Origin of the sequence: Micromonospora sp. WMMD1082 (assembly GCF_029626175.1) — a bacterium.
Taxonomy (GTDB): domain Bacteria; phylum Actinomycetota; class Actinomycetes; order Mycobacteriales; family Micromonosporaceae; genus Micromonospora.
This window is the reverse complement of record NZ_JARUBM010000002.1, coordinates 2,974,531-2,994,740: the sequence shown is the minus strand read 5'-3', so window position 1 is coordinate 2,994,740 and position 20,210 is coordinate 2,974,531. Positions and strand designations below refer to the sequence as shown.

The following is a 20,210-nucleotide window of genomic DNA, read 5'->3' as shown; positions in this document are numbered from 1 at the left end:
CCCCGCCGCAGCGGCCCGCACACCCCGGCGGAGCGGCACCGCACCTCCCTCCGCTCAGCGGACGAGCAGGAGGGCGGCAACCGTGCCGAGCACCAGGTACGGGCCGAACGGCAGGTGGGTCGACCAGCCGGCCCGCCGGGTGACCAGCAGCCCGAGGGCAACCAGACCGGACAGCGTCAACGCCAGCAGCAACCCGAGCACGGGCACGCTCCAGCCGTACCAGCCCAGCAGCGCGCCGGCGCTCAACGCCAGCTTGGCATCGCCGATGCCGAAGCCCCGCGCGCCGAGCAGCAGGGTGGTGGCGGCGAAGAAGAGGGCCAGTCCGAGCCCGGCGGCGATGGCGCGCAGCCACGGCGCCGACCCGGCGCCGGTCAGCGCGGCCACCCCGAGCAGCAGCCAGGTGCCGACCGCCGCCGGCCAGGTGAGCCGGTCGGGCAGCCGGTGCACGGCGATGTCGACGAAGAGCAGCGGCACCGCGAAGGCCAGCCACCAGGCGGCGGCGCCCAGCTCGACGGCGGGTGGTCCGGCCAGCAGCACGCCCACGGCCGCCACAGCGGCCAGCTCGACGGTGGCCGGTGGCGCGCCGACGCGGGCGCCGCACCCGCCGCAGCGCGCGGTCGGGCCGAGCGCCGGCCACGGGTGGGCCGGGCCGATCGGCGCGCCGCAGGTGTCGCAGCCGGTCCGGCGGTCGGTTCCCGGGGGTACGCCGTGCCGGGCGACGGCGTACCGCAGCAGCGGGGTGAGCGTCAGCACGGCCAGGACGCGGGGCCACGGTCGAGAGTGCGCCGGAGCGGCCCCCGGTGCCGGGACAGCCCCCGGCGGTAGGGCGATCTTTGGCGCCGGAGCGCCCTCCCCGGCCCGGTCCCGCACCCACCCCGGCGGGTCGGCCCGGCTCACGCCGGCCGCTCCGCGCGATGCGCCATCACGGAGAGTAGTGTGCCCGGTCGGTTCGGGTGGCGGGCCGAACGTCCGGAGCGGGCCCGCGCACCGCCGGTCGGGTCTTGGCGCGAATGCACCGAGTGGGCATATGGAATTCCCACCGAACGCAATTGACGGCCGATATTCCCACGTTCCGGAGGGGACGGATCGGACCCATTGCCATTTCCTACCCCATCACGACCGCCCACCCGATTGCCCGACCGACGGTGAAGTTTCCCGTGCGACCCGCCACCTCCGCCCAGCGCCCACCCCGCGTCGACCGGCCCTCGCAACCTTCCGGTAACCATCCGGCTTTACCACCATTCATAACTCAGAGTGTTTCCGTGAATTGCCTCTGTTGCATCGGTCGGCGTCAGCCTATGCTCGCCCCTTGGATGTGACGCAACCCACGTCCGAGACCCACGGCCAGCCACGGCAGTGCATTTTTAGAAGATCCATATAGGTGAATGCGGCTGCGTATTGGACAGGGCCGGCGGAATCCGCCCGGTCGCGCCGCCGCACGCCCGAATACACCGGCGACGGCGGTCGCCGGTCGGCACCGAGGAGGGCACGAGGTGCGAGCACGGCAGCTGAGCCGATGGACGGCCGGCCTGGTCGCGGCGGCCACCGTCGGCACGACCACCGCCTGCGGCGGCGCTCAGGAGGCGTCCACCACCACCGCGCCCGAACGGGGCAGACCCGTCGGCGCCCAGCGGGCCGCCGACGAGGCGGCGGCGGAGAAGGCGGCGCTGGCGGCCTACTCCGGCTACCTCACCGCGTCCGGCACGGCCAGCCGTCGCAGTGACCCGCAGGCACCGGAGCTGACCCGCTTCCTCGCCGACCCGCTGCTGACCAGCGTCCGGTTCAACCTGCGACAGGCCCGCGAGCACGGCGCGGTCAGCGCCGGCACGCTGCGCTCCGAAGACCCCACCGTGGTCTCGATGAACCTGGACGCCACACCGCCCACCGTGGAAATCCAGGACTGCGTCGACGCCAGCGGCTACCGGATGGTCTACCTCGCCGACGACAAGGTGGTGCCCGGCACCCGGGGCTCCCGCCACCTGGTCACCGCCACGGCCATCCGCTATCCCGACGGCCGCTGGCGGATCAACGCCGGCGCGGCCCACCAGGACCAGCCGTGCTGACCCGGCGGACCGGCACCGCCCGCCGGGCCCTGCTCGGCGGCGCGCTGGCGGTGCTGCTGGCGACCGCCGGGGCGGTGCCCGCGACCGCCGCCGACCCCGGAGCCGAGTGCCCACCGGCCCAGCCGAACTGCAACGTCTGGGACGACGACCCGGGCACCCCCGGTGGCGGCGGCAACGGCGGCGACAACGGCAGCGGTGGCAACAACGGTGGCGGCGGCGGTGGCGTCTGCCAGTGGGAGGGGCGCACCATCCCCTGCTACGACGACCTGCTCGGCTGGTTCAACAGCGGCGACGGCTGCTACTACAAGCTCGCCGAGTCGCCGCCCACCGAGCCGCCCGAGGGCCAGCAGTGGTACCTGAAAACCTGCAGCGGCGGCGCCCTGGGTGACCAGACCCTAGAGCTGCGGGACGCGCCGCCGCCGGGCTTCGGTGCCCCGCCGGACCCGGAGGAACTGGCCCGCCGGGCGTTCGCCTCGATCACCCTGCTGGCGCCCCGCGCCTCGGTCGCGCCCCGCAAGGACATCGGCCCCGGCCTGGTCGGCCTGCCGGTCTGGATGTGGGCCGAGACGGGTGCCAGCCAGTTCGGCCCGCTGAGCGCCGCCGCCTCGGATCGCGGCCTGACCGTCACGATCCGGGCCGAGGTCGCCCGGGTCGTCTGGGACATGGGCAACGGCGACGAGGTCGTATGCACCGGCCCCGGCACCCGGTACCGCGCCGACGGCCCACACGCGGGGCGGCGCTCCCCCGACTGCGGCTACCACAACGGCTACCCAACGGCCGGGACGTATCAGGTCCAGGCGACCACACATTGGTCCGTGACCTGGACCAGCACCGGTGGTGACAGCGGAAGCATCGACGGCGTCACCCGCACCACCGGCCCGGTCACCATCCAGATCAACGAGCTTCAGGTGGTGGCCCGGTGAGCGCGAGGAGTGAGCCGATCCTGCGAGCCCCGCAGTCACGAACGAAAGGTAGGCCCCGATGAGCGTGGCGACCCGTGACGGAACCCCGCCGGTGGACGCACCGGTCGCCCCGCCCCGGGTGGTCCGGCAACGCCGGGTGCGGCCCGGCCTGCTCGGCCTGGCCGTCCTGCTGATCGCCCTCGGCGGGCTGGGCTCGGCGTTCGCGGTCACCTCGGTCCGCGCGACCGGCAGCTACCTGGCGGTGGCCCGGGCCGTCGAGGTCGGCAGCGTGGTCGCCGCTGCTGACCTGGTGACGGTGCAGGTGGCCGGCGGGCAGGGGCTCGATCCGGTACCCGCCGGACGGCTCGCCGACGTGATCGGCATGCGCGCCGCCGTCTCGCTCGCCCCCGGCACGCTGCTGACCATGGGCCAGCTCACCGACGAACCGCTGCTCGGCCCCGGGCAACAGCAGCTCGCCCTCGGGCTCAGAGCCGCCCAGGTGCCGGCGCCGAAGCTGCGCCCCGGCGACCAGGTCCTGCTGGTCAGCACCCCGAGCAACGACAACAGCCGTCCGGCCTCCGGCGCCACCCGGTTCACCGCGACCGTCACCGACGCCGTCTCCACCGAGGGCCGGGACCAGGTCGTGGTCTACCTCGCACTCGCCGTCCGGGACGTGCCGGCCGTGGTGGCGCTGGCCGCGCAGGACCGGATCGCGGTCGTGCTGACCAGGGCGGCCTGAGTATGGCGATCATCGCGCTGGTCTCGGCCAAGGGTTCGCCGGGCGTCACCACCACGGCGTTGGCCTGCGCGTTGAGCTGGCATCGGCGGCTGATCCTCGCCGAGTGCGACCCGGCCGGCGGCTCGGTCCTCGCCGGCTATCTCGGCGGCGCGCTCGACGGCCCGCGCGGCATCGGCGAGCTGGCCGTCGGCGAGTTGCGCGACGGCAGCCTGGAGACCGCGTTCTGGTCACAGCTGGTCGACCTGGACGCGCCGCGCCGTGAACGGCTCCTGCTGCCCGGGGTGATCGACCCCGCCCAGGCGGGCAGCGTCACCCCGCTGTGGCAGCGGTTCGCCGACTTCTTCGCCGGGCTGGAACGCGGCGACCCGCCGTACGACGTGATCGTCGACTGTGGACGGCTGCACGTCGTCGGCCCACCCTGGCCACTGCTACGCGCCGCCTCGGTGGTGCTGGTGGTGTCCCGGGCGCAGCTGCCCGACCTGTCCGGCACCCGCGCCCTGCTCCAGAGCATCCAGCGCGACTTCGCCGAGCACCGGGTGCCGCCCGGCACGCTGCGCCTACTGCTGGTCGGCGACGGCCACGGCAAGAGCGAGATCAGCAAGGCACTCCAGATGCCGGTGATCGCCCGGCTGCCGCACGACCCGCGTACCGCCGAGGTGCTGGGCCTGGGCGGCACCGTGCGCGCCGGACGGCCGTTGCTGCGCGCGGCCCGTGGGCTGGAGGTGCCGGTCGGCGCGCTGCTGGAACGGCGGCGGGCGCGGTTGGCGTGGCCCGTCTCCCAGGGGGTTCCGGATGCGATTTGAAGCGGTCTCGTCGGATCCGCGCCGGCAACCACCGGGCGCCACCTCCACCGCACCGCCGCTGCCGCCCGTCAACGGCCGGCACCATCCGCCGCTGCCGGTACCGGTCGCGGCGCCGCCACCGGCACCACCGCCCCGGCCCCGGGTGGACTTCCAGGTGGTCCGCGAGCTGCGCCGGCAGCTGAGCGAGCGGCTCACCCGGTGGCAGCGCGGCCGGGAGTTCAGCGTCGACGAGGAGGACATCGAGCGCGCCCGGCTGGCGGTCGAACTGGTCGCCGAGTACGCCGACTCGGTGCGCCGGGCCGGCACGCCGATGGCCGCCGGCGAGGAGCGTCTACTGCTGGACCAGGTCACCGCCGAGCTGGCCGGTCTCGGTCGGCTCCAGACGCTGCTGGTCGACGACACCATCGAGGAGGTGCACATCCTCGGCTGCGACCAGGTCCGCATCACCCGGCACGGCGGCGGCGTCGACTGGGTCGAACCCATCGCCGACAGCGACGACGAGCTGGTGGAGATCCTCCAGGCGGCGGCCCGACGGGCCGGCGCGACGGAACGCTCCCTGTCCACCTCGAAGCCCACGCTCGACCTGCAACTGCCCGACGGCAGCCGGCTGGCCGCCGTGTTCCTGGTCAGCCACCGCCCGTACGCGGTGATCCGCAAGCACAACACCCTCGACGTGACCCTGGACGACCTGGCCGGTAGCCGGGGCGACCTGGACGAGATGGTAGACCCGCTGCTGCGCGACTTCCTCCGGGCATCGATGCGGGCCGGGCTGAACATCATGGTCGCCGGGCTGGCCGGTGCCGGTAAGACCACCGTGATCCGGGCGCTGATGAGCGAGATCCCGCCCGACGAGCCGTACGTGCTGCTGGAGGAGAGCCGGGAACTGCTGCCGGCCCGGCGGGGTGACCGGCACCGGGCGGTGATGAGCTTCGAGGCCCGGGAGGGGCACGGCGAGCGTGGGCCGGACGGCCGCCCGGCCGGCGAGGTGAGCATCGCCGACCTGATCCCGGTTTCGCTGCGGATGGGCGTGCTGCGGATCATCGTCGGTGAGGTGCGGTCCCGGGAGATCGTGCCGATGCTCCAGGCGATGACCACCAGCCGGGGCTCGATGTGCACGATCCACGCCCGTACCCCGGCCGGGGTGAGCGAGCGGATCATCGAGCTGGCGCTGGCCCACGGCCGGGAGATGACGGTCGACCAGGCCCGCCGGATGGCCGGCAACGCGCTCGACCTGATCGTCTACGTCACCGTCGACGACGAGACCGGCATCGGCGGGCGCAAGCACCGCTTCGTCTCGCACGTCGAGGAGGTGCTGGGCGTCGGCGAGGGCAGCCGGATCATCACCACGCAGGTGTTCGGCCCAGGGCCGGACGGGCGCGCGGTGCCCCGGCACCTGCCCGAGCGGGTCCGGGACCAGCTGTTGCGGGTGGGCTACGACGCTCGGCTGCTGAGCCGCTGGATCGAGGCCGGCCAGGGCGCCTGGCGCCGGCCCCGGCAGACCCGACTCGGTCGGCGGTGAGGCGGGCGTGCGTACGAACATCGAGCTGATCGCCGTGGTCTCCGGTGCCGCCTGCGTGGCCGGCCTGGTGCTGGCGATCGTCGCGCTCGTCGGCACCCGCCGGCCGCCCGGCCCGGCACCCGGGGCGAGCCCGGGGCTCGGGCGGCTCTGGCGCGGCTCCGGCACCACCGCCCGCGAACAGCGGGCGCACCAGGCGCTGCTGATCGGCGCGGTGGTGGCCGGCGCACTGGCCTTCCTGCTGACCGGCCTGCCCGTGGTCGGTCTGCTGGTCGCGGTGGCGGTGCCCGGCGCACCGTGGCTGTTCTCGGTCGGCCGGGCCGAGCAGCGGGCGATCGCCCGGATCGAGGCGGTCGGCGAGTGGACCCGCCGGCTCAAGGACGTCTCCGCCACCGGGCAGGGGCTCCAGCAGGCGATCATCGGCACGGTCAACACCGCACCGGAGGAGATCCAGGAGGAGGTACGCCTGCTCGCGGCCCGGCTCCAGGCCGGCTGGCTGGCCCGCTCCGCCCTGCTGGCCTTCGCCGACGAGATCGGCGACCCGGTCTGCGACCAGGTGGTCGCGGCGCTCATCCTGCACCTGACCGACCGGGGCGAGCGGCTCGGCGACGTGCTCGGCTCCATCGCCTCGGCCGCCGCCGCCGAGGTGGCGACCCGGCGGGAGATCGAGGCCAAGCGCACCCAGCCCCGGTTCGCGGTCCGCTTCCTCACCGGGATGACGCTGGCCACCATCGCGTACGGGCTGCTGAACCGCGAGTACGTCCAGCCGTACGGCACGCCGTTCGGGCAGGTGGTGATGGCCGTGCTCGGCGCCGCCTTCGTGGCCCTGCTGGCCTGGGTGCGGTCGATGAGTCAACCGCCCCGGCCGGCGCGGTTCCTGCCCGCTCCCGATCCCGGCGAGGTGGTGGCGTGAACCTGCATCTCACCCTCGCCGTCGTGGCCGGGGCCACGGTCGGGCTGGGCATGTTCCTGGTGATCCGCGAGCTGGTGCCGGCGACCCCCGCGCTCGGCCCGGCGTTGCGCCGGCTGCACCAGCCGCCGGGAGCCGCCCGGACCGGTCCCGCGGATCGGCGTCTGGACTGGCTCACCGGGCTGACCCGCTGGCTACGCCCACCGCACCGGCAGCTGGCCCTGCTCGACCGCACGCCCGAGCAGTACGCGCTCTCCGTGCTGCTGTCGGCCCTGATCGGCCTGTCCGCACCGGCCCTGCTGAGCGTCACGTTCCTCGCGGTCGGCATCTCCCTGCCGCTGGCCGTGCCGGTCCTGGGCAGTCTCGGTCTGGCGCTGCTCTGCGCGCTGGTGGCGCACCGGGCGGTGCTGACCAAGGCCGACGCCGCGCGGGACGAGTTCCGCCAGGCGGTCTGCACCTACCTCGACCTGGTCGCGTTGCAGCTCTCCGCCGCGCACGGGCCGGTGCAGTCGCTGGAGCGGGCCGCCGCGATCTGCGAGGGCTGGGTCTTCGACCGAATCTCGGAAGCGCTGCGGATGGCCCAGATGCAGATGCACTCCCCCTGGGACGAGCTGCGCGACCTCGCCGACCGGATCGGCATCCCGGAGCTGGGCGACGTCGGCGCGATCATGCGCTCCTCCGGCAGCGAGGGCGCGCAGGTGCACGAGACGTTGCGCAGCCGCGCCGACTCGCTGCGCGACCAGATCCGCACCGACAACCTGGCCCGGGCCGAGGGGGTGACCAGCCGGCTCGACATCCCCGGCGCGCTGCTGGTCTTCGTCCTGCTCGGCTTCGCCATCTACCCGTTCCTGGCCCGCCTCTGAGTCCCGACCCCGACCGAAGGAGTACCGATGCCCGTCCTCACCCACCTGCATGGCGCGCTGGGCGCGCGGCTGACCCACCTGCACGTCGCGCTGCGAACGCGGCTGGCCGAGTTGCGCGGCGACCGTGGTGACAGTCCGGTGCCGACCGCTGTGATCATTTTCGGCCTGGTGGCCGTGGCGATGGCGGTGACCGCCGCCGCCCTCGGTGCGGCCAACGACTGGATGGACAACATCCCGACGCACCAAGACCCGACGGCTCCCTGACCCATGCACCGAGTCCTGTCGACCGGAGTGTGCCGGGTGGCGGCAGCCGCCCGGCACCACCGGCGGCATGCCCCGGACGGCCGGGCACGGTCGCCCGACGACCGGGAACGGGGCGGCAACCCGGTCGAGCTGGCGGTGGCGCTACCGGCGATCCTGCTGATGCTGTTCGCCTCGGTGCAGGTCGCCGCCGTGTTCATGGCCCGCTCGACCGCGCTCAACGCCGCGCAGATCGGGGTCAACGCCCAGCGGCTCCACCAGGCTCCGGTGGGCGCCGGTGCGGAGCGGGCCACGACCTTCCTCCACCAGGCCGGTGACTGGCTGGTCGACTGGAACGACCCGGGGCCGAGTTGCGTCGCGACGGCCACCGACCCGCCCGGCGAGCCGGTCGGCGTGACGTGCACGGTGACCGGCCGGTCCCTGTCGGTGGTGCCGGGCGTCAGCTTCTCCGTGCGGCAGACCGCACACGGGACGGTGGAACGATGGACCGCACCATGAGCCGGGGCTCGGTCTCGATCGAGGTGGCCGTCCTGGCGCCCGCCTTCGTGGCGATGATGGTGCTGGCCGGGGTCGCCGGGCGTACCGCGGTGGCCAGCGAGGCGTTGGAGGCCGCCGCGCACGACGCCGCCCGGGCCGCGTCCATCTCCCGGGACGCCGCCACCGCCCGCGGGGAGGCCCGGGACGCGGCCCGCGACCAGCTCGACTGGCGGGGAGTGGCCTGCACCGGCGCCCCCGTGGTGACCTTCCGCGGCTCGGTCGGCGGCAACTCCACCACCTTCGATGCGGCCTTCCGCAGCCAGGTCGGGCAGGACGCCACGGTGACCGTCGAGATCACCTGCACCGTCTCCTACTCCGACATCAGGCTGCCGGCCCTGACGATGCCGAGCGGAAACCGGATCACCGCCTCGTTCACCTCGCCACTGGACCGTTACCGGAGCCGGGGATGACGGCGGGCCGTGGCGACGCCGGGCGGGTGAGCATCTTCCTCGCCATCGCCCTCGTCGGGGTCCTCGCCATCATCGGCATGACGTTCGACGGCGCGGGCCAGCTCCGTACGCTGCAACGCGCCGAGAACCTGGCGGCCGAGGCGGCTCGCGCGGGCGGCCAGGCCATCGACCTCGCCACCGCGATCGAGGGCGGGCCCAAGCGGATCGACCAGCTCCAGGCCCGCCGTGCCGTCCGGGACTACCTCGCCGCCGCCGGGGCCAGCGACCACGAGGTGAGCTTTCCGGTGGTCGACGGCGAAACCCTGATCCGGGTACGCGTGTGGGTCACCTACGACCGGGCCATGCTCGGCCTCTTCAACTTCTCCAACACCGTCACCGTCTCCGGCGAGGCGACCGCGCGGGCGCTCACCGGAGTCACCTAGGGAAGGAAGGTTGCCATGGCCGCATCGGGTGGTACCGCCGTACGGCGGGTCGGTCACCTGCTGACCGGGTTCGGTGCGCTGGTCGCGCTGGTCGGCCTGCTGGTCGGCGGGCCGATCGCGCTGCTGGCCTTCGCCGGCAACCCGCTCCCCGACCACCTACCCACGCTCGCGGAGGTCGGCGCCACGCTGACCAGCCGCGACGACGGGCAGCTCTTCCTGCGGGCGCTGGCGATAGCCGGCTGGTTCGGCTGGGCCACGTTCGCCCTCTCCGTGCTGGTGGAGCTGGGCGCGCAGGCGCTGGACCGGCCGGCGCCCCGACTGCCGGGCCTGGGCCGCCAGCAACGGGCCGCCGCCGCGCTGGTCGGGTCCGTCGCGCTCATCCTCGCCGCCAGCCCCGCCGCCACCGCCGCCACCACGGCCCACACCGCCCCGGCGTACGCGACAGGACCGGCGGCCACGGCGGCCCTCGCCCCGGCGACGGCACCCGCGATGTCGGCGCATGCGGCGACCGGACCGGCAACGGCGACCACGATGTCGGTGCCCACGGCACGGTCGGTGTCGGCGGCGACCGGACCAGCGACGGCGGCCGGTCCTGCGGCAGCCGCGCGGGCGGATCGGGACGGCGCCGCCGACACACCGGTCTACCGGGTCGCCAGGGGCGACTACCTGGGCGGGGTCGCCGACCGGTACCTCGACGACTTCGACGACTACCGCAGGCTGGCCGCGCTCAACGAACTGCGCGATCCAGACCTGATCCGCCCCGGCCAGCTGATCAAGCTTCCGGCCGAGGCGCGGGACCAGGGCTCCCGGTCACACGCCACCGGTCGCCTGGTCGCCCCGAAGGCCCGCCCCACACCCGGACCGGCCACACCCGATCGGGCCGAGCGCGAGCGCCCGACGCCCCCGACGCCGGGCGGCGCGGTCGATCAGCCCGGAAGCAGGGTCGATCAGCCCGGCAGCGCCGTGGAGCAGCCGGGCGGCACCGTGGAGCAGCCGGGCGGCGCGGTGCAGCAGCCCGGCGGCGCGGCGGGGCAGCCCGGCGGCACCGTGGAGCAGCCCGGTGTGGCGACCCCCGCACCGACCGGGACCACCCCGGAGGGGGCGCAGCCACCGGCACGCGGCGATACCTCGGCGGAACACTCGCCGGTGGTGACGGTGGGCGCGGCCCGAGCCGGCGAACCGGACCGGGTGAACCGCCCGCTCGCCGTCTCCGCCGTGCTGGCCGTGGCCAGCATCGTCGGCGCGCAGATCGGCGCGGTGCTGGGCCTGCGCCGCAGGCCAGCGGTGGCCCGCGCCGGTCGGCCCGCGCTGGACCGCGCTGCCGCGCGGCGCCCACCGGCCAGCCCTCCTCGCGAACTGCCGGTGGGCCGTCACCGCAAGGACTGACGGCAGACCGCCGTGGCCGGCAACTGCGCCCGTCGAACCTCCCCCGTGCGGTTCGCCGCGCGATCGGACGGCCCGCCAAGCCGGACGCGGTGCACCAGCGCCGGGCAACCAGGGTGACCACCAGCCAGGCCAGCCCCCGCGCGGTTCACGCCGAATGGCTCCCTGCGTAGGCCGTGCCCGTGTCGCGCTGACAGCACGCTGACCACCAGCCAGAGGCCCGTCCCGCGCCGGTTCGGGCCGAAGGGCTTCCTGCATAGGCCGCGTCCGGGTCGAGCTGACAGCACAGCTGACCACCAGCCAGGCCCGCCCCGCGGTTCACGCCGACGGATCCCGGTGTGGGCCGCCGCGCCTGTCGAGCTGATAGCACAGGTGAATCGCGTCACGGACGGGCGAGGGTGAGAGCACAGACGGTTCAGCTCGACAGGGCGCGAGGAGAGTAACCCTCGCCCGACCGCCCGGCCCTACCGGGCCCGTCGCGCGCGGCCCGCACCGGGGTCAGGGCAGCCTGGCCTCCAGCACGCCGTTCACCACTCGGGTCGGCAGGATCTGCTGGTCGTTCGAGGACGGCCCGTGCACGACCTCGCCACCGTTGAGGCGGAACGTGCTGCCGTGCCACGGGCACACCACGCACGCGTGCCCGTCGATCTCGCGTACCTCGCCCTCGCCGAGGGGGCCGCTCTGGTGCGGGCAGCGCTCAAGCATGACGGTCACGTCGTCGCCGTGCCGGTAGAGGACCAGCGATACGTCGTCCACCTGGCGGGTGACCAGTTCCCGCTGCGGAAGGGCGGCCATCTCGGCGAGCGAGTGCCAGCCGTCGCTGATCAGATGCAGGTCGGAGACGCTCACGTTCACCTGGGCACCCTGTTTGTACGCCAGGTGCCCGCCGAGATACGCCCCGGCGCCGACGGCACCGAGCCCGAGCCAGCCCAGGGCGCGGCCGAGCCCATGCCGACCGGAGAGCCGCGCGGCCAGCGAACCGCCGTACAGCGCCAGCCCGACGGTGTTGGACGCGGCGTGCACCAGGCCGACGCGGCGCTGGTCGCGGGCGAGCGCCGCCCAGTCGTTGAGCCCGGCCACCGCCGCCGGCACGGCGCTGAGCGTGCCGACCGCGGTCAGTGTGGTGGCTGCCCGCCGCTGGCCGGGCATCAGGTCCAGCACGGCCGCGCTCATCCAGGCGCCGACCGGCACCTGCACCATCGCCGGGTGCAGCGGATGGCCCAGCCAGACCCCGTGCAGCAGGTCCCGGACCCGTTGCCCACGAAGGGTTCCCTGGACAACCTGCTGCACCCGGTCACCGAACCGGTCCAGGCCGGAGGCTTGCTCGATCTTCGTCAACAACGCTCGCACGAGTAGCGACTTCCCGCCGTACGCCGTCGCAAACCGGTCGTCGAGGACGAATAGCCAGCCAGGCCCCGGCAGGGCATGCTGACAAGATGGCGGTACGGGTGGAGCGCGACGGGCCGGTGACCACGGTGATCCTGGACCGGCCGGCGGTGCGCAACGCGGTCGACGGGCCGACCGCGCGGGCGCTGGCCGACGCGTTCCGGGCCTTCGACGCCGACCCGGACGCGGCGGTCGCGGTGCTCTGGGGAGCCGGCGGCACGTTCTGCGCGGGCGCCGACCTCAAGGCGATCGGTACGCCCAGCGGCAACCGGGTCGAGCCGGATGGCGACGGCCCGATGGGTCCGACGCGGATGGTGCTCGGCAAGCCGGTGATCGCCGCGATCTCCGGGTACGCGGTGGCCGGTGGGCTGGAGCTGGCGCTCTGGTGCGACCTACGGGTCGCCGAGGCCGACGCGGTGCTCGGGGTCTTCTGCCGGCGGTGGGGAGTGCCGTTGATCGACGGCGGGACGGTGCGGCTGCCCCGGCTGATCGGCGAGAGCCGGGCCATGGACCTCATCCTCACCGGGCGTGCGGTGCCCGCCGATGAGGCGTACGTGATGGGGTTGGTGAACCGGCTCGTCGGCCCGGGTGAGTCCCGGGCGGCGGCCGAGCGGCTGGCCGCCGAGATCGCCCGCCACCCGCAGACCTGCCTGCGCAACGACCGCGCCTCGGTGCTGGCCACCGCCACCCACCCCGAACCGGAGGCCCTGGCCACCGAGCTGGCATACGGCATGCACTCCCTGGCCGCCGACGCCGCGACCGGCGCCGCCCTCTTCACCGCCGGCGCCGGCCGCCACGGCCACCCCACCCCCTGAACCCCACCCCCACCCGCGATGCGTCGCGGGCTAAGGGGTGGGTGAGGGTGGGGTGGGGTTAGTTGCGGGTGATGGTGAAGGTGGAGGTGGTGTTGCGGATGTCCTGGTGGTTGTTGGTCAGGCGCAGGTTGTTGAAGGTGACGGAGCCGACCGGGGGGCCCTGGCCTGGCTCGGGCATCTCGTTGGCCCAGATGCCGAAGCCCGACTTGGCGTCGAAGGCGTCACCGCTGCGCTGCGCGCCGGAGATCGACACGTTGGTGAAGACCGTGTCGGTGATCGGGTTCTCCGGTTGGCTGCCGGTGTACTTGGTCTGGAACATGATGCCCGAGTAGGTCGGGTCCACGATGTCCACGTCGCTGACGCGGATGCCGCGGAACTCCTTCGACGCGGAGAACACCCAGATCGCCGGGAAGGTCTGCGCGCCCCAGAAGTGACCGCCGGTCCGGATCAGCGAGATGTTCTCGAACCGGGTCGGCGGGCTGGCCCCGAACCCGATGAACGGGTAGCCGAAGTCCAGCGAGCTGATCGTGATGCCGGAGTAGGTCAGCGTGTCCGCGATGTAGAGGTTGCGGAACACGTTGTCGTGGCCGCCGTACACCGCGACTCCGGCCGCCCGCCAGGTCAGCGTGGCGGTCAGGTTCTCGAACACGTTGCCGTGGTTGCCGGTCGACGCGCCCTGGTCGGTGGCGGAGAAGAGCGCGAACGCGTCGTCGCCGTTGGAGCGGCCCTCCGAGTTGCTGATCAGGTTGTTGGTGCTGCCGTTGGTCAGGTTCACCGCGTCGGCGAAGGTGTTCCGGAACCGACTGTTGGTGATCTTCAGGCCGCTGACACTGACGCCCCAGTACGCGCAGACCGTGTGCTCGACCCAGACGTTGTCCAGGGTCAGGTTGTCGACGTCCTTCAGCTCACCCCAGACCTTGCCCGGTCCGTCCTGGCGGACGGTGTAGTTGCCGAAGAAGGCGAGGTGTTCGAAGGACGACCCGCTGGCGCTGGGCTCCACCCGGAAACCGGCGTCGGTGTTCTGCTGCGACGCCGGAGTCTGGAACCGGGTGAACCACATGCCGGCACCGACCACCTTCACCGCCTTGCCGTACACCTGGAACTTCTGGGCGGTCTCGTAGGTGCCGGCGGGTAGGTAGACGCCGACCAGGTTGCCGGTGGTGTCCATCCGGACCGCGTCCAACGCGCTCTGCACGTCGGCGTGGCTGAACCCGTTGGGCACCCGGTAGCGCGCCGGGTCCGGGTTCTCCTGGGGAGTCACCTGCTCCAGGTTGATGAAGTCGATGGCGTACGTGGTGGAGTTCGCCGGGTCCTTCTGCAACCGGATCCGGCTGCCCGCCGGGATGGTGGAGTTGAGTAGCACGTTCGCCTCGTCGTAGATGTGCCGGGGCGGTCCGGCGCTCGGCGAGTCACTCGGGCTGGCCTCGGGGCCGTACAGCCAGATGTGCTTCGAGGTGAGGCTGATCGGCTTGTGCAGCACGCCGTTGACGTAGATGTTCAGCGTCGAGTTGATCCCACCGCCGTTCGGGGCGTCCGGGATGGAGAAGCGGGTGACCAGGGCGTTGGCCGCCGCCTTGGTGGTCCACTCGACGTACGCGCCGGTGGTGTTGAGGGTCACCGCCCGGCGGCCGGACGCCTCGCCGGCCAGGTCGCCGATGGTCCGGTTCGGCCCGACCACCTGCGCCCCGCCGCCGACCGTGCCCTCCTCGGCCTCGTACATGTCGTACGGCAGGTTGGCGCCACGTCCCACGAACAGCGGCCGCTCGCTGGTGTTGTTGGCCCGCTTCACCGGCAACTCGTTGGCGTCGGCGGCGATCACCACCCGGACGGTGTACCGGCCGTTGGCCGCCGTCCAGGTGCCCAGGTTGACCGGGCCGGCCATGGCACCGGCGCCGATGGTGCCGGTGTACGAGCCGGTGAGGGTCCGTACCACCGTGCCGGCGTCGTTGAGCACGGTGAGGGTGATGCCGTGCGCGCCACCCGCCGAGGCGATGGTGCCCTGGTTGCGTAGGGTCACCGAGAAGGTGACCGTGGCGCCCGCGCTCGGCGTGCCGGGTGACCAGGTGACCGCCGAGGCGACCAGGTCCGAGCTGGCCACCGGGCTGACCACCAGGGCGCTCGCCGCGGTCCGGCCGTTGTTCGACTCGTCCTGCTCGATGACGGTGTTCGCCGGGTCGACCGTGGCGCTGAGCTGGTAGCTGCCGGCGTCCCGGGCGGCGATGGTGGTCGACACGGTGGTCGACGCGCCGGCCGCCAGGGCGCCGACGTTCGCCTGGCCCACCTTCGTCCCGTCCAGGGCGAAGTCGACGGTGGTCGCGCCGGAGGCCAGCGTGCCAGCATTACGCACGGTGGCGGTGAGCGTGATCTGGTCGGTCTCCACCGGCGCGGCCGGCGCGAAGGTCAGGTTGGTGACGGTGAGGTCCGGGTTCGGCGCCGGGGTGCCGATCACCTGGAGTTCGGCGACCTGCCCGTTGGACGACCCGGTGTTGGCGGTGAACTGGAGCCGGACGTCGGCGGCGGTCGCCGACACCGGGATGGTCACCGTGTTGCTGCCGGCCGGGCTGAACGAGTGGTTCGCCGAGCCGACCAGCGTGCTGAAGCCGGAGGCCGACTGCTCCCGCCCGAGGACCGAGAAGGTCTGCGTACGCGGGCCCCAGGCCGGATCCGGGTTCAGCTTGACCACGATCGCGCTGATGCTCGCGTTGGCGCCGAGCGCGACGGTCAGCGTGCTCGGGTACGCACCCGGCGCGCCCTCCCAGTAGGTGGTGACGTCGTTGTCGACGGCGTTGGCCGCGGCGAAGACGTGCACGGTCGAGGAGGCGGTGGCCGGCTTGCCGGCGGCGAGGTTGGTGCCGCCCGGCGTGCTGCCCGCCCGGGTCACCGTGTTGCTGTTCGCGGAGACGTTGCCGGCCGCGTCCTTCGCCCGCACGTGGTACGACACGGTGGCGCTCGCCGGCTGGGTGTCGGTGTACGTCAACGTCGCACCGGAAACACTGGCTCGCAGTGACCCGTTGGCGTACACGTCGTAGCCGGTCACTCCGACGTTGTCCGTCGACGCGGACCAGGTCAGCCGGATCTGTCCGCTTCCCGGCTCGGTGAACGCCAGGTTCGTCGGGGCGGTGGGCGGCTGGGTGTCGCCGGTGGCCGGGCCGTACACCTCCAGTTCGGACAGTTGGCCGGCGGGCCAGGCGGTGTTCGCGGTGATCAGCAGCCGGATGTGGCGGGTCGACGTCGCGCCGACGGTGACGGTCACCGTGTTGTTGGCCGCCGGGGTGAAGGCGTACCCGGCGGAGGCGACCAGGGTGCTGAAGCTCGACCCGTTGGTGCTGCCCTGCACGGTCAGCGTCTGGGTTCGCGCACCCCAGCCGCCGGGCAGCTTGAGCACCAGCCGGTCGACGGTGACCGTGGCGCCGAGGTCCACCTGGATCCACTGCGGGAAGGCGTTGTTGGTGCTCTCCCAGTAGCTGCCCTGGTTGCCGTCATTGGCGTTCGCGGCGACGTAGACGTCGGAGTGGCCGCTGCTGGACATGCTCCGGCCCGCCGCCAGGTTGGTCGACGACGAGCCGGTCGCGCCGTACACCTCCAGTTCGGCGAGTTGGGCGGCCGGCCAGCCGGTGTTCGCGGTGATGGCGATCCGGACGTAGCGGGTGGTGGTGGCCGGGAAGTCGAGGGTGACGGTGTTGCCGCCGCCCGGGGCGAAGGCGCGGCCGGCCGAGGCGACGATGGTGCTGAAGCTCGACCCGTTGGTGCTGCCCTGCACCGACAGCGTCTGGGTGCGGGCCTCCCAGCCCGCCGGCAGCCTCAGCCTGACCTGGTCGATGGACTGGCCCGAGCCCAGGTCGACCTGGACCCACTGCGGGAGGGCGCCGCTGCTCTCCCAGTAGCTGCCGGCGTTGCCGTCGGTGACGTTGGCCGCGGCGTACGGGCCGTTGACGCTGCTGGCGGTGGCGGTACGACCGGCGGCGAGGTTGGGGCCGCCGGCCGCGCCGGCCGGCGGCGCGGGCGCCGCGGTGAGGGCGAGGCCGACCGTGGCGAGTACGGCGGTCAACCGGGTGCGGAATCTGGACATGGGGGATCGACACCTTCTTCCGGGACGTGGAGAGGCGTTGCGGGGTGTGGTGCTCTTGCGGCGTGGGTGGGCCCCGATCGGCAGCCGGGGCCCACCCACGAGTCAGGAGGCGTGCACCTCGAACTCGGCGACCTGGCCCGCCGGCCAGCCGGTGTTGCCGGTGACGTTCAACCGCACGAACCGGCGTTCACCGGCGGGCAGACTGATCGACACGGTGTTGCCGGTGGCCGGGTCGAAGGTGCGCCCGGCCGATCCGGCGAGGGTGCTCCAGGAGTTGCCGTCGGTGGAGCCGAGCACCGACAGCGTCTGGGTACGGGTCTGCCAGGCCGGCGACGGTGGCAGCTTCAGCACGACCCGACCCACCTGCCGGGCGGTGCCCAGGTCCACGGTGAGGGTCTGCGGGAAGGCGTTGTTGACGCTCTCCCAGTAGGTGTTCGCGTTGCCGTCCACCGCGTTGCCGGCCGCGTACACGTCGACGTGGCTGGTGGCCGTGACCGGGCGACCGAGCGCCAGGTTGCCGGCCGGGGGCGGGGTGGTGGGCGGCGGGGTGGTGGGTGGCGGGGTGCTGCCGCCGTACACCTCGAACTCGGCGACCTGGCCCGCCGGCCAGCCGGTGTTGCCGGTGATGCTGAGCCGCACGAACCGGCGCTCCCCGGCGGGCACGTTGATCGAGACGCTGTTGCCGCTGGCCGGGTCGAAGACCCGTCCCGCCGAACCGGCGAGCGTGCTCCACGAGTTGCCGTCGGTGGAGCCGAGCACCGCGAGCGTCTGGGTGCGCCGCTCCCACCCGGCGGGCAGCCTCAGCACCACCCGGTCGACGGAACGGGCCGTACCCAGGTCGACGGTCAGCGTCTGCGGGAAGGCGTTGTTGACGCTCTCCCAGTACGTGCTTGCGTTGCCGTCGACCGCGTTGGCCGCCAGGTAGGTCTGGTGGTGGCTGGACGCGACGACCGGTCGGCCCTGGGCCAGGTTCCCGCCGGCCGGCGGCGGCGTGGTCGGTGGGGGCGTGGTGGGTGGCGGCGTCGTCGGTGGCGGGGTGGTGGGCGGGGGCGAGGTGGGCGGCGGGCTGGTCGGGCCACCACCCCACTGCGGCTCCGGCCACGGCCCGCAGTACGGGTTGGCGGTGTACCAGCCCGAGTTGCCGGCACCCTGGGTGATCTGGAAGCCGCTGCCCACGCAGTTGTGGATCGGGTTGGCCTGCGCGATCCCGGTGGCCCGGACGTTGGTGAACGAGACCTGGCTGGGCGCCTGCACCTGGAGGGCGTACGTGCCGGCGCCGTCGATGCGTACGTTGGTGAAGCTGATCCCGCTGGTGGCGCCCTCGATCCAGTGCAGCGCCGCGTAGGAGCTGTCCAGGATGTCGGTGTCGGTGACCACGATCGAGGCGTTCTGGATCGGCTCGTTCAACGCGGAGAACCAGATCGCGCCGACGCCGAACTGCCAGTTGTAGTCGGAGTTGCCGTTGCGGATCAGCGTGTTGCGGGCGACCGTGATGGTGCCGGCGACGGTGGTCGGTCCGTTAACCCCGGTGTACCGGTTGGCCACGTGGATGCCGCCACCGTTGGTGACCGAGTCGGCGGTCACGTTGTCGGTGATCCGGATGTCCCGTCCGCCGTAGGTGACCAGGTGGTTGGCGAGGATGGTCACGCCGATGGTGTTGTGGGTGAACGAGTTGCCCACGTTCGGGACGGTGTCCGCCCACATGGCCAGCGCGTCGTCGCCGGTGTTGCGGACGAAGGTGTTGGTCACCGTGGAGTTGGTGACACCCCAGTGGAAGTTCACCCCGTCCGCGGTCTGGTCCAGGATCCGGCTGTTGCGGATGGTGAAGTTGTTCATCGGGCCGTCCATCCAGGCACCGACCTTGGTGTGCTGGAGCCAGAGGTTGTCCACCACGGAGTCCGACATCGCCCCGCCGATGGCGTTGACCTGGTCCTCGTCGACCCGTTCCCGGATGTCACCGATGATGGCGAAGTCCCGCAGCACCACGTTGCGGCTGGGCCCGCCGGCCTCGTGCGGCCGGATCTCGCCCCGGTAACCGCCGCCGTTGACGTACTTGCCGTAGATGCCGGCGGCGCGCTTGCGGTCGGTGGGATGCCGGCCGCCGAGCACCGAATGCCACGGACCGGCGCCGCGCAGGGTCACCCCGTCGACGACCACGTGGTCCCAGAGGGTGAAGGTGCCCGGCGGAATCCAGACCGTACGCCCCTGGGCCCGGCCGGCGTCCACGGCGGCCTGGAACCGGGCGGTGGAGTCGGTGGCGCCGGTCGGGTCGGCACTGAAGTCGGTCACCACGTCCAGCACGTTCGCCGGCTTGGCGATCGGCGCGGCGACCACCTCGAAGTCGGCCAGGTCGATGGTGAAGGTCGGCGACTGCGCGGTCGACGAGACCTGGAGCCGGATCTTCGTGCCGATCGGGTACGTGGTGCCGAAGAGCGTCCGGGCCTCGTCGTAGAAGTGGTGCGGGTTGATGTCGCCCGGGTTGTTGTTGAACGGGTAGCCGCCGTAGTACCAGCCGTACTTCGAGGTCACCGGCACCGCCTTGACCAGCGTGCCGTTCGCCCGCAGGTCGATGGTGGCGTCCCGGCCGGTGCCGGCGGCGTTGTCCGGGATGCTGTAGCGGAAGGTGATCGCGTTCGCCGGGGCGGTCAGGGTGAACTCGACGTACTCCCCGACCGCGTCGAGGGTGACCGCCTCCCGGCCGCTGGCCTCGGACGGCAGGGTGCCGTAGCGCCGGTCCGGGCCGATCCGGGTGCCGTTGTGCGCGGCGTTCTCGGCCTCGTGCTCGATGAACGGGACGGTGGCGCCCCGACCGACGATGTCGAACGGCGAGAGCCCGGCGGCGTGGGCCGGGGTCGCGGTGGTGGTGAGGGTGACGACCGAGATCGAGGCGGCGACGAGCGCGGTGCCGGTGAGCGCGGCGAGCGTCGTACGGATCCGGTTTCCGGGTGGGTGATGGTGCGGGGCGGCGTGGTCGGCCATGAGCGGGCTCTCCCTTTCCTCAGGTGGCCAGTTCCCCCGTGGGTGCGGCGTGCCGGTGGTGCGGGTACCTCCTTGTCGGTGCGGGCGGGCAGGGTCGGCGGGCGGGTCGGCGGCGCGGTGCCGGCGGCGGGACGGAGCCGCCGGCACCGCGC

Annotated in this window: 17 protein-coding genes; 13 read left to right on the top strand and 4 right to left on the bottom strand. The window is 73.2% G+C overall.

Annotation, left to right across the window (positions count from 1 at the left end):
• Positions 1 to 54: 54 nt before the first annotated feature.
• Positions 55 to 759, bottom strand: a complete 705-nt coding sequence (locus O7615_RS13810) for an A24 family peptidase (protein WP_278182095.1) — start codon at positions 757 to 759, stop codon at positions 55 to 57.
• Positions 760 to 1,493: 734 nt separating this feature from the next.
• Between O7615_RS13810 and O7615_RS13805 the strand changes: the two genes are divergently transcribed.
• The 12 genes from O7615_RS13805 to O7615_RS13750 are packed head-to-tail and all read left to right on the top strand — an operon-like array spanning position 1,494 to position 10,812.
• Positions 1,494 to 2,063 (top strand): hypothetical protein, encoded by a 570-nt coding sequence (locus tag O7615_RS13805; protein WP_278177912.1) that lies wholly within the window; start codon positions 1,494 to 1,496, stop codon positions 2,061 to 2,063.
• On the top strand, positions 2,060 to 2,986 hold the full coding sequence (locus O7615_RS13800) for a hypothetical protein (protein WP_278182094.1): 927 nt from the start codon (positions 2,060 to 2,062) through the stop codon (positions 2,984 to 2,986). The genes O7615_RS13805 and O7615_RS13800 overlap by 4 nt, the downstream gene beginning before the upstream one ends.
• Positions 2,987 to 3,044: 58 nt before the next feature.
• Positions 3,045 to 3,704 (top strand): SAF domain-containing protein, encoded by a 660-nt coding sequence (locus O7615_RS13795; protein WP_278177911.1) that lies wholly within the window; start codon positions 3,045 to 3,047, stop codon positions 3,702 to 3,704.
• Between the two features lie 2 nt (positions 3,705 to 3,706).
• Positions 3,707 to 4,507, top strand: coding sequence for a ParA family protein (locus tag O7615_RS13790; RefSeq protein WP_278177910.1), 801 nt, complete (start codon positions 3,707 to 3,709; stop codon positions 4,505 to 4,507).
• On the top strand, positions 4,497 to 6,026 hold the full coding sequence (locus O7615_RS13785) for a CpaF/VirB11 family protein (protein ID WP_278177909.1): 1,530 nt from the start codon (positions 4,497 to 4,499) through the stop codon (positions 6,024 to 6,026). The genes O7615_RS13790 and O7615_RS13785 overlap by 11 nt, the downstream gene beginning before the upstream one ends.
• Positions 6,027 to 6,033: 7 nt before the next feature.
• Positions 6,034 to 6,936, top strand: a complete 903-nt coding sequence (locus tag O7615_RS13780; protein WP_278177908.1) for a type II secretion system F family protein — start codon at positions 6,034 to 6,036, stop codon at positions 6,934 to 6,936.
• 50 nt (positions 6,937 to 6,986) lie between these two features.
• On the top strand, positions 6,987 to 7,796 hold the full coding sequence (locus O7615_RS13775; RefSeq protein ID WP_278182093.1) for a type II secretion system F family protein: 810 nt from the start codon (positions 6,987 to 6,989) through the stop codon (positions 7,794 to 7,796).
• A 27-nt stretch (positions 7,797 to 7,823) separates the two neighbouring features.
• Positions 7,824 to 8,060, top strand: coding sequence for a hypothetical protein (locus O7615_RS13770; protein WP_278177907.1), 237 nt, complete (start codon positions 7,824 to 7,826; stop codon positions 8,058 to 8,060).
• Positions 8,061 to 8,096: 36 nt separating this feature from the next.
• Complete coding sequence (locus O7615_RS13765; protein WP_278177906.1) at positions 8,097 to 8,555, top strand: TadE family protein; 459 nt, start codon at positions 8,097 to 8,099, stop codon at positions 8,553 to 8,555.
• The gene (locus tag O7615_RS13760) at positions 8,540 to 9,004 is read left to right on the top strand and encodes a TadE/TadG family type IV pilus assembly protein (RefSeq protein ID WP_278177905.1); all 465 of its coding nucleotides are present in this window, start codon (positions 8,540 to 8,542) and stop codon (positions 9,002 to 9,004) included. The genes O7615_RS13765 and O7615_RS13760 overlap by 16 nt, the downstream gene beginning before the upstream one ends.
• On the top strand, positions 9,001 to 9,426 hold the full coding sequence (locus O7615_RS13755; RefSeq protein ID WP_278177904.1) for a pilus assembly protein TadG-related protein: 426 nt from the start codon (positions 9,001 to 9,003) through the stop codon (positions 9,424 to 9,426). The genes O7615_RS13760 and O7615_RS13755 overlap by 4 nt, the downstream gene beginning before the upstream one ends.
• A 15-nt stretch (positions 9,427 to 9,441) precedes the next feature.
• Positions 9,442 to 10,812, top strand: a complete 1,371-nt coding sequence (locus O7615_RS13750; RefSeq protein WP_278177903.1) for a LysM peptidoglycan-binding domain-containing protein — start codon at positions 9,442 to 9,444, stop codon at positions 10,810 to 10,812.
• A gap of 495 nt (positions 10,813 to 11,307) precedes the next feature.
• Here O7615_RS13750 and O7615_RS13745 read toward each other — a convergent pair whose 3' ends face one another.
• Positions 11,308 to 12,159: a Rieske 2Fe-2S domain-containing protein gene (locus O7615_RS13745; protein ID WP_278177901.1), complete on the bottom strand. Its 852-nt coding sequence runs from the start codon at positions 12,157 to 12,159 to the stop codon at positions 11,308 to 11,310.
• A gap of 86 nt (positions 12,160 to 12,245) precedes the next feature.
• Here O7615_RS13745 and O7615_RS13740 point away from each other — a divergent pair, with 86 nt between their 5' ends.
• On the top strand, positions 12,246 to 13,010 hold the full coding sequence (locus tag O7615_RS13740; RefSeq protein WP_278177900.1) for a crotonase/enoyl-CoA hydratase family protein: 765 nt from the start codon (positions 12,246 to 12,248) through the stop codon (positions 13,008 to 13,010).
• Between the two features lie 58 nt (positions 13,011 to 13,068).
• On the opposite strand, the gene O7615_RS13735 is transcribed toward O7615_RS13740, so the two are convergent.
• Both O7615_RS13735 and O7615_RS13730 read right to left on the bottom strand, forming a co-directional pair.
• Positions 13,069 to 17,079, bottom strand: a complete 4,011-nt coding sequence (locus O7615_RS13735) for a discoidin domain-containing protein (protein WP_278177899.1) — start codon at positions 17,077 to 17,079, stop codon at positions 13,069 to 13,071.
• A gap of 102 nt (positions 17,080 to 17,181) precedes the next feature.
• Positions 17,182 to 20,058: a discoidin domain-containing protein gene (locus O7615_RS13730; protein ID WP_278177898.1), complete on the bottom strand. Its 2,877-nt coding sequence runs from the start codon at positions 20,056 to 20,058 to the stop codon at positions 17,182 to 17,184.
• Between the last annotated feature and the right edge of the window lie 152 nt (positions 20,059 to 20,210).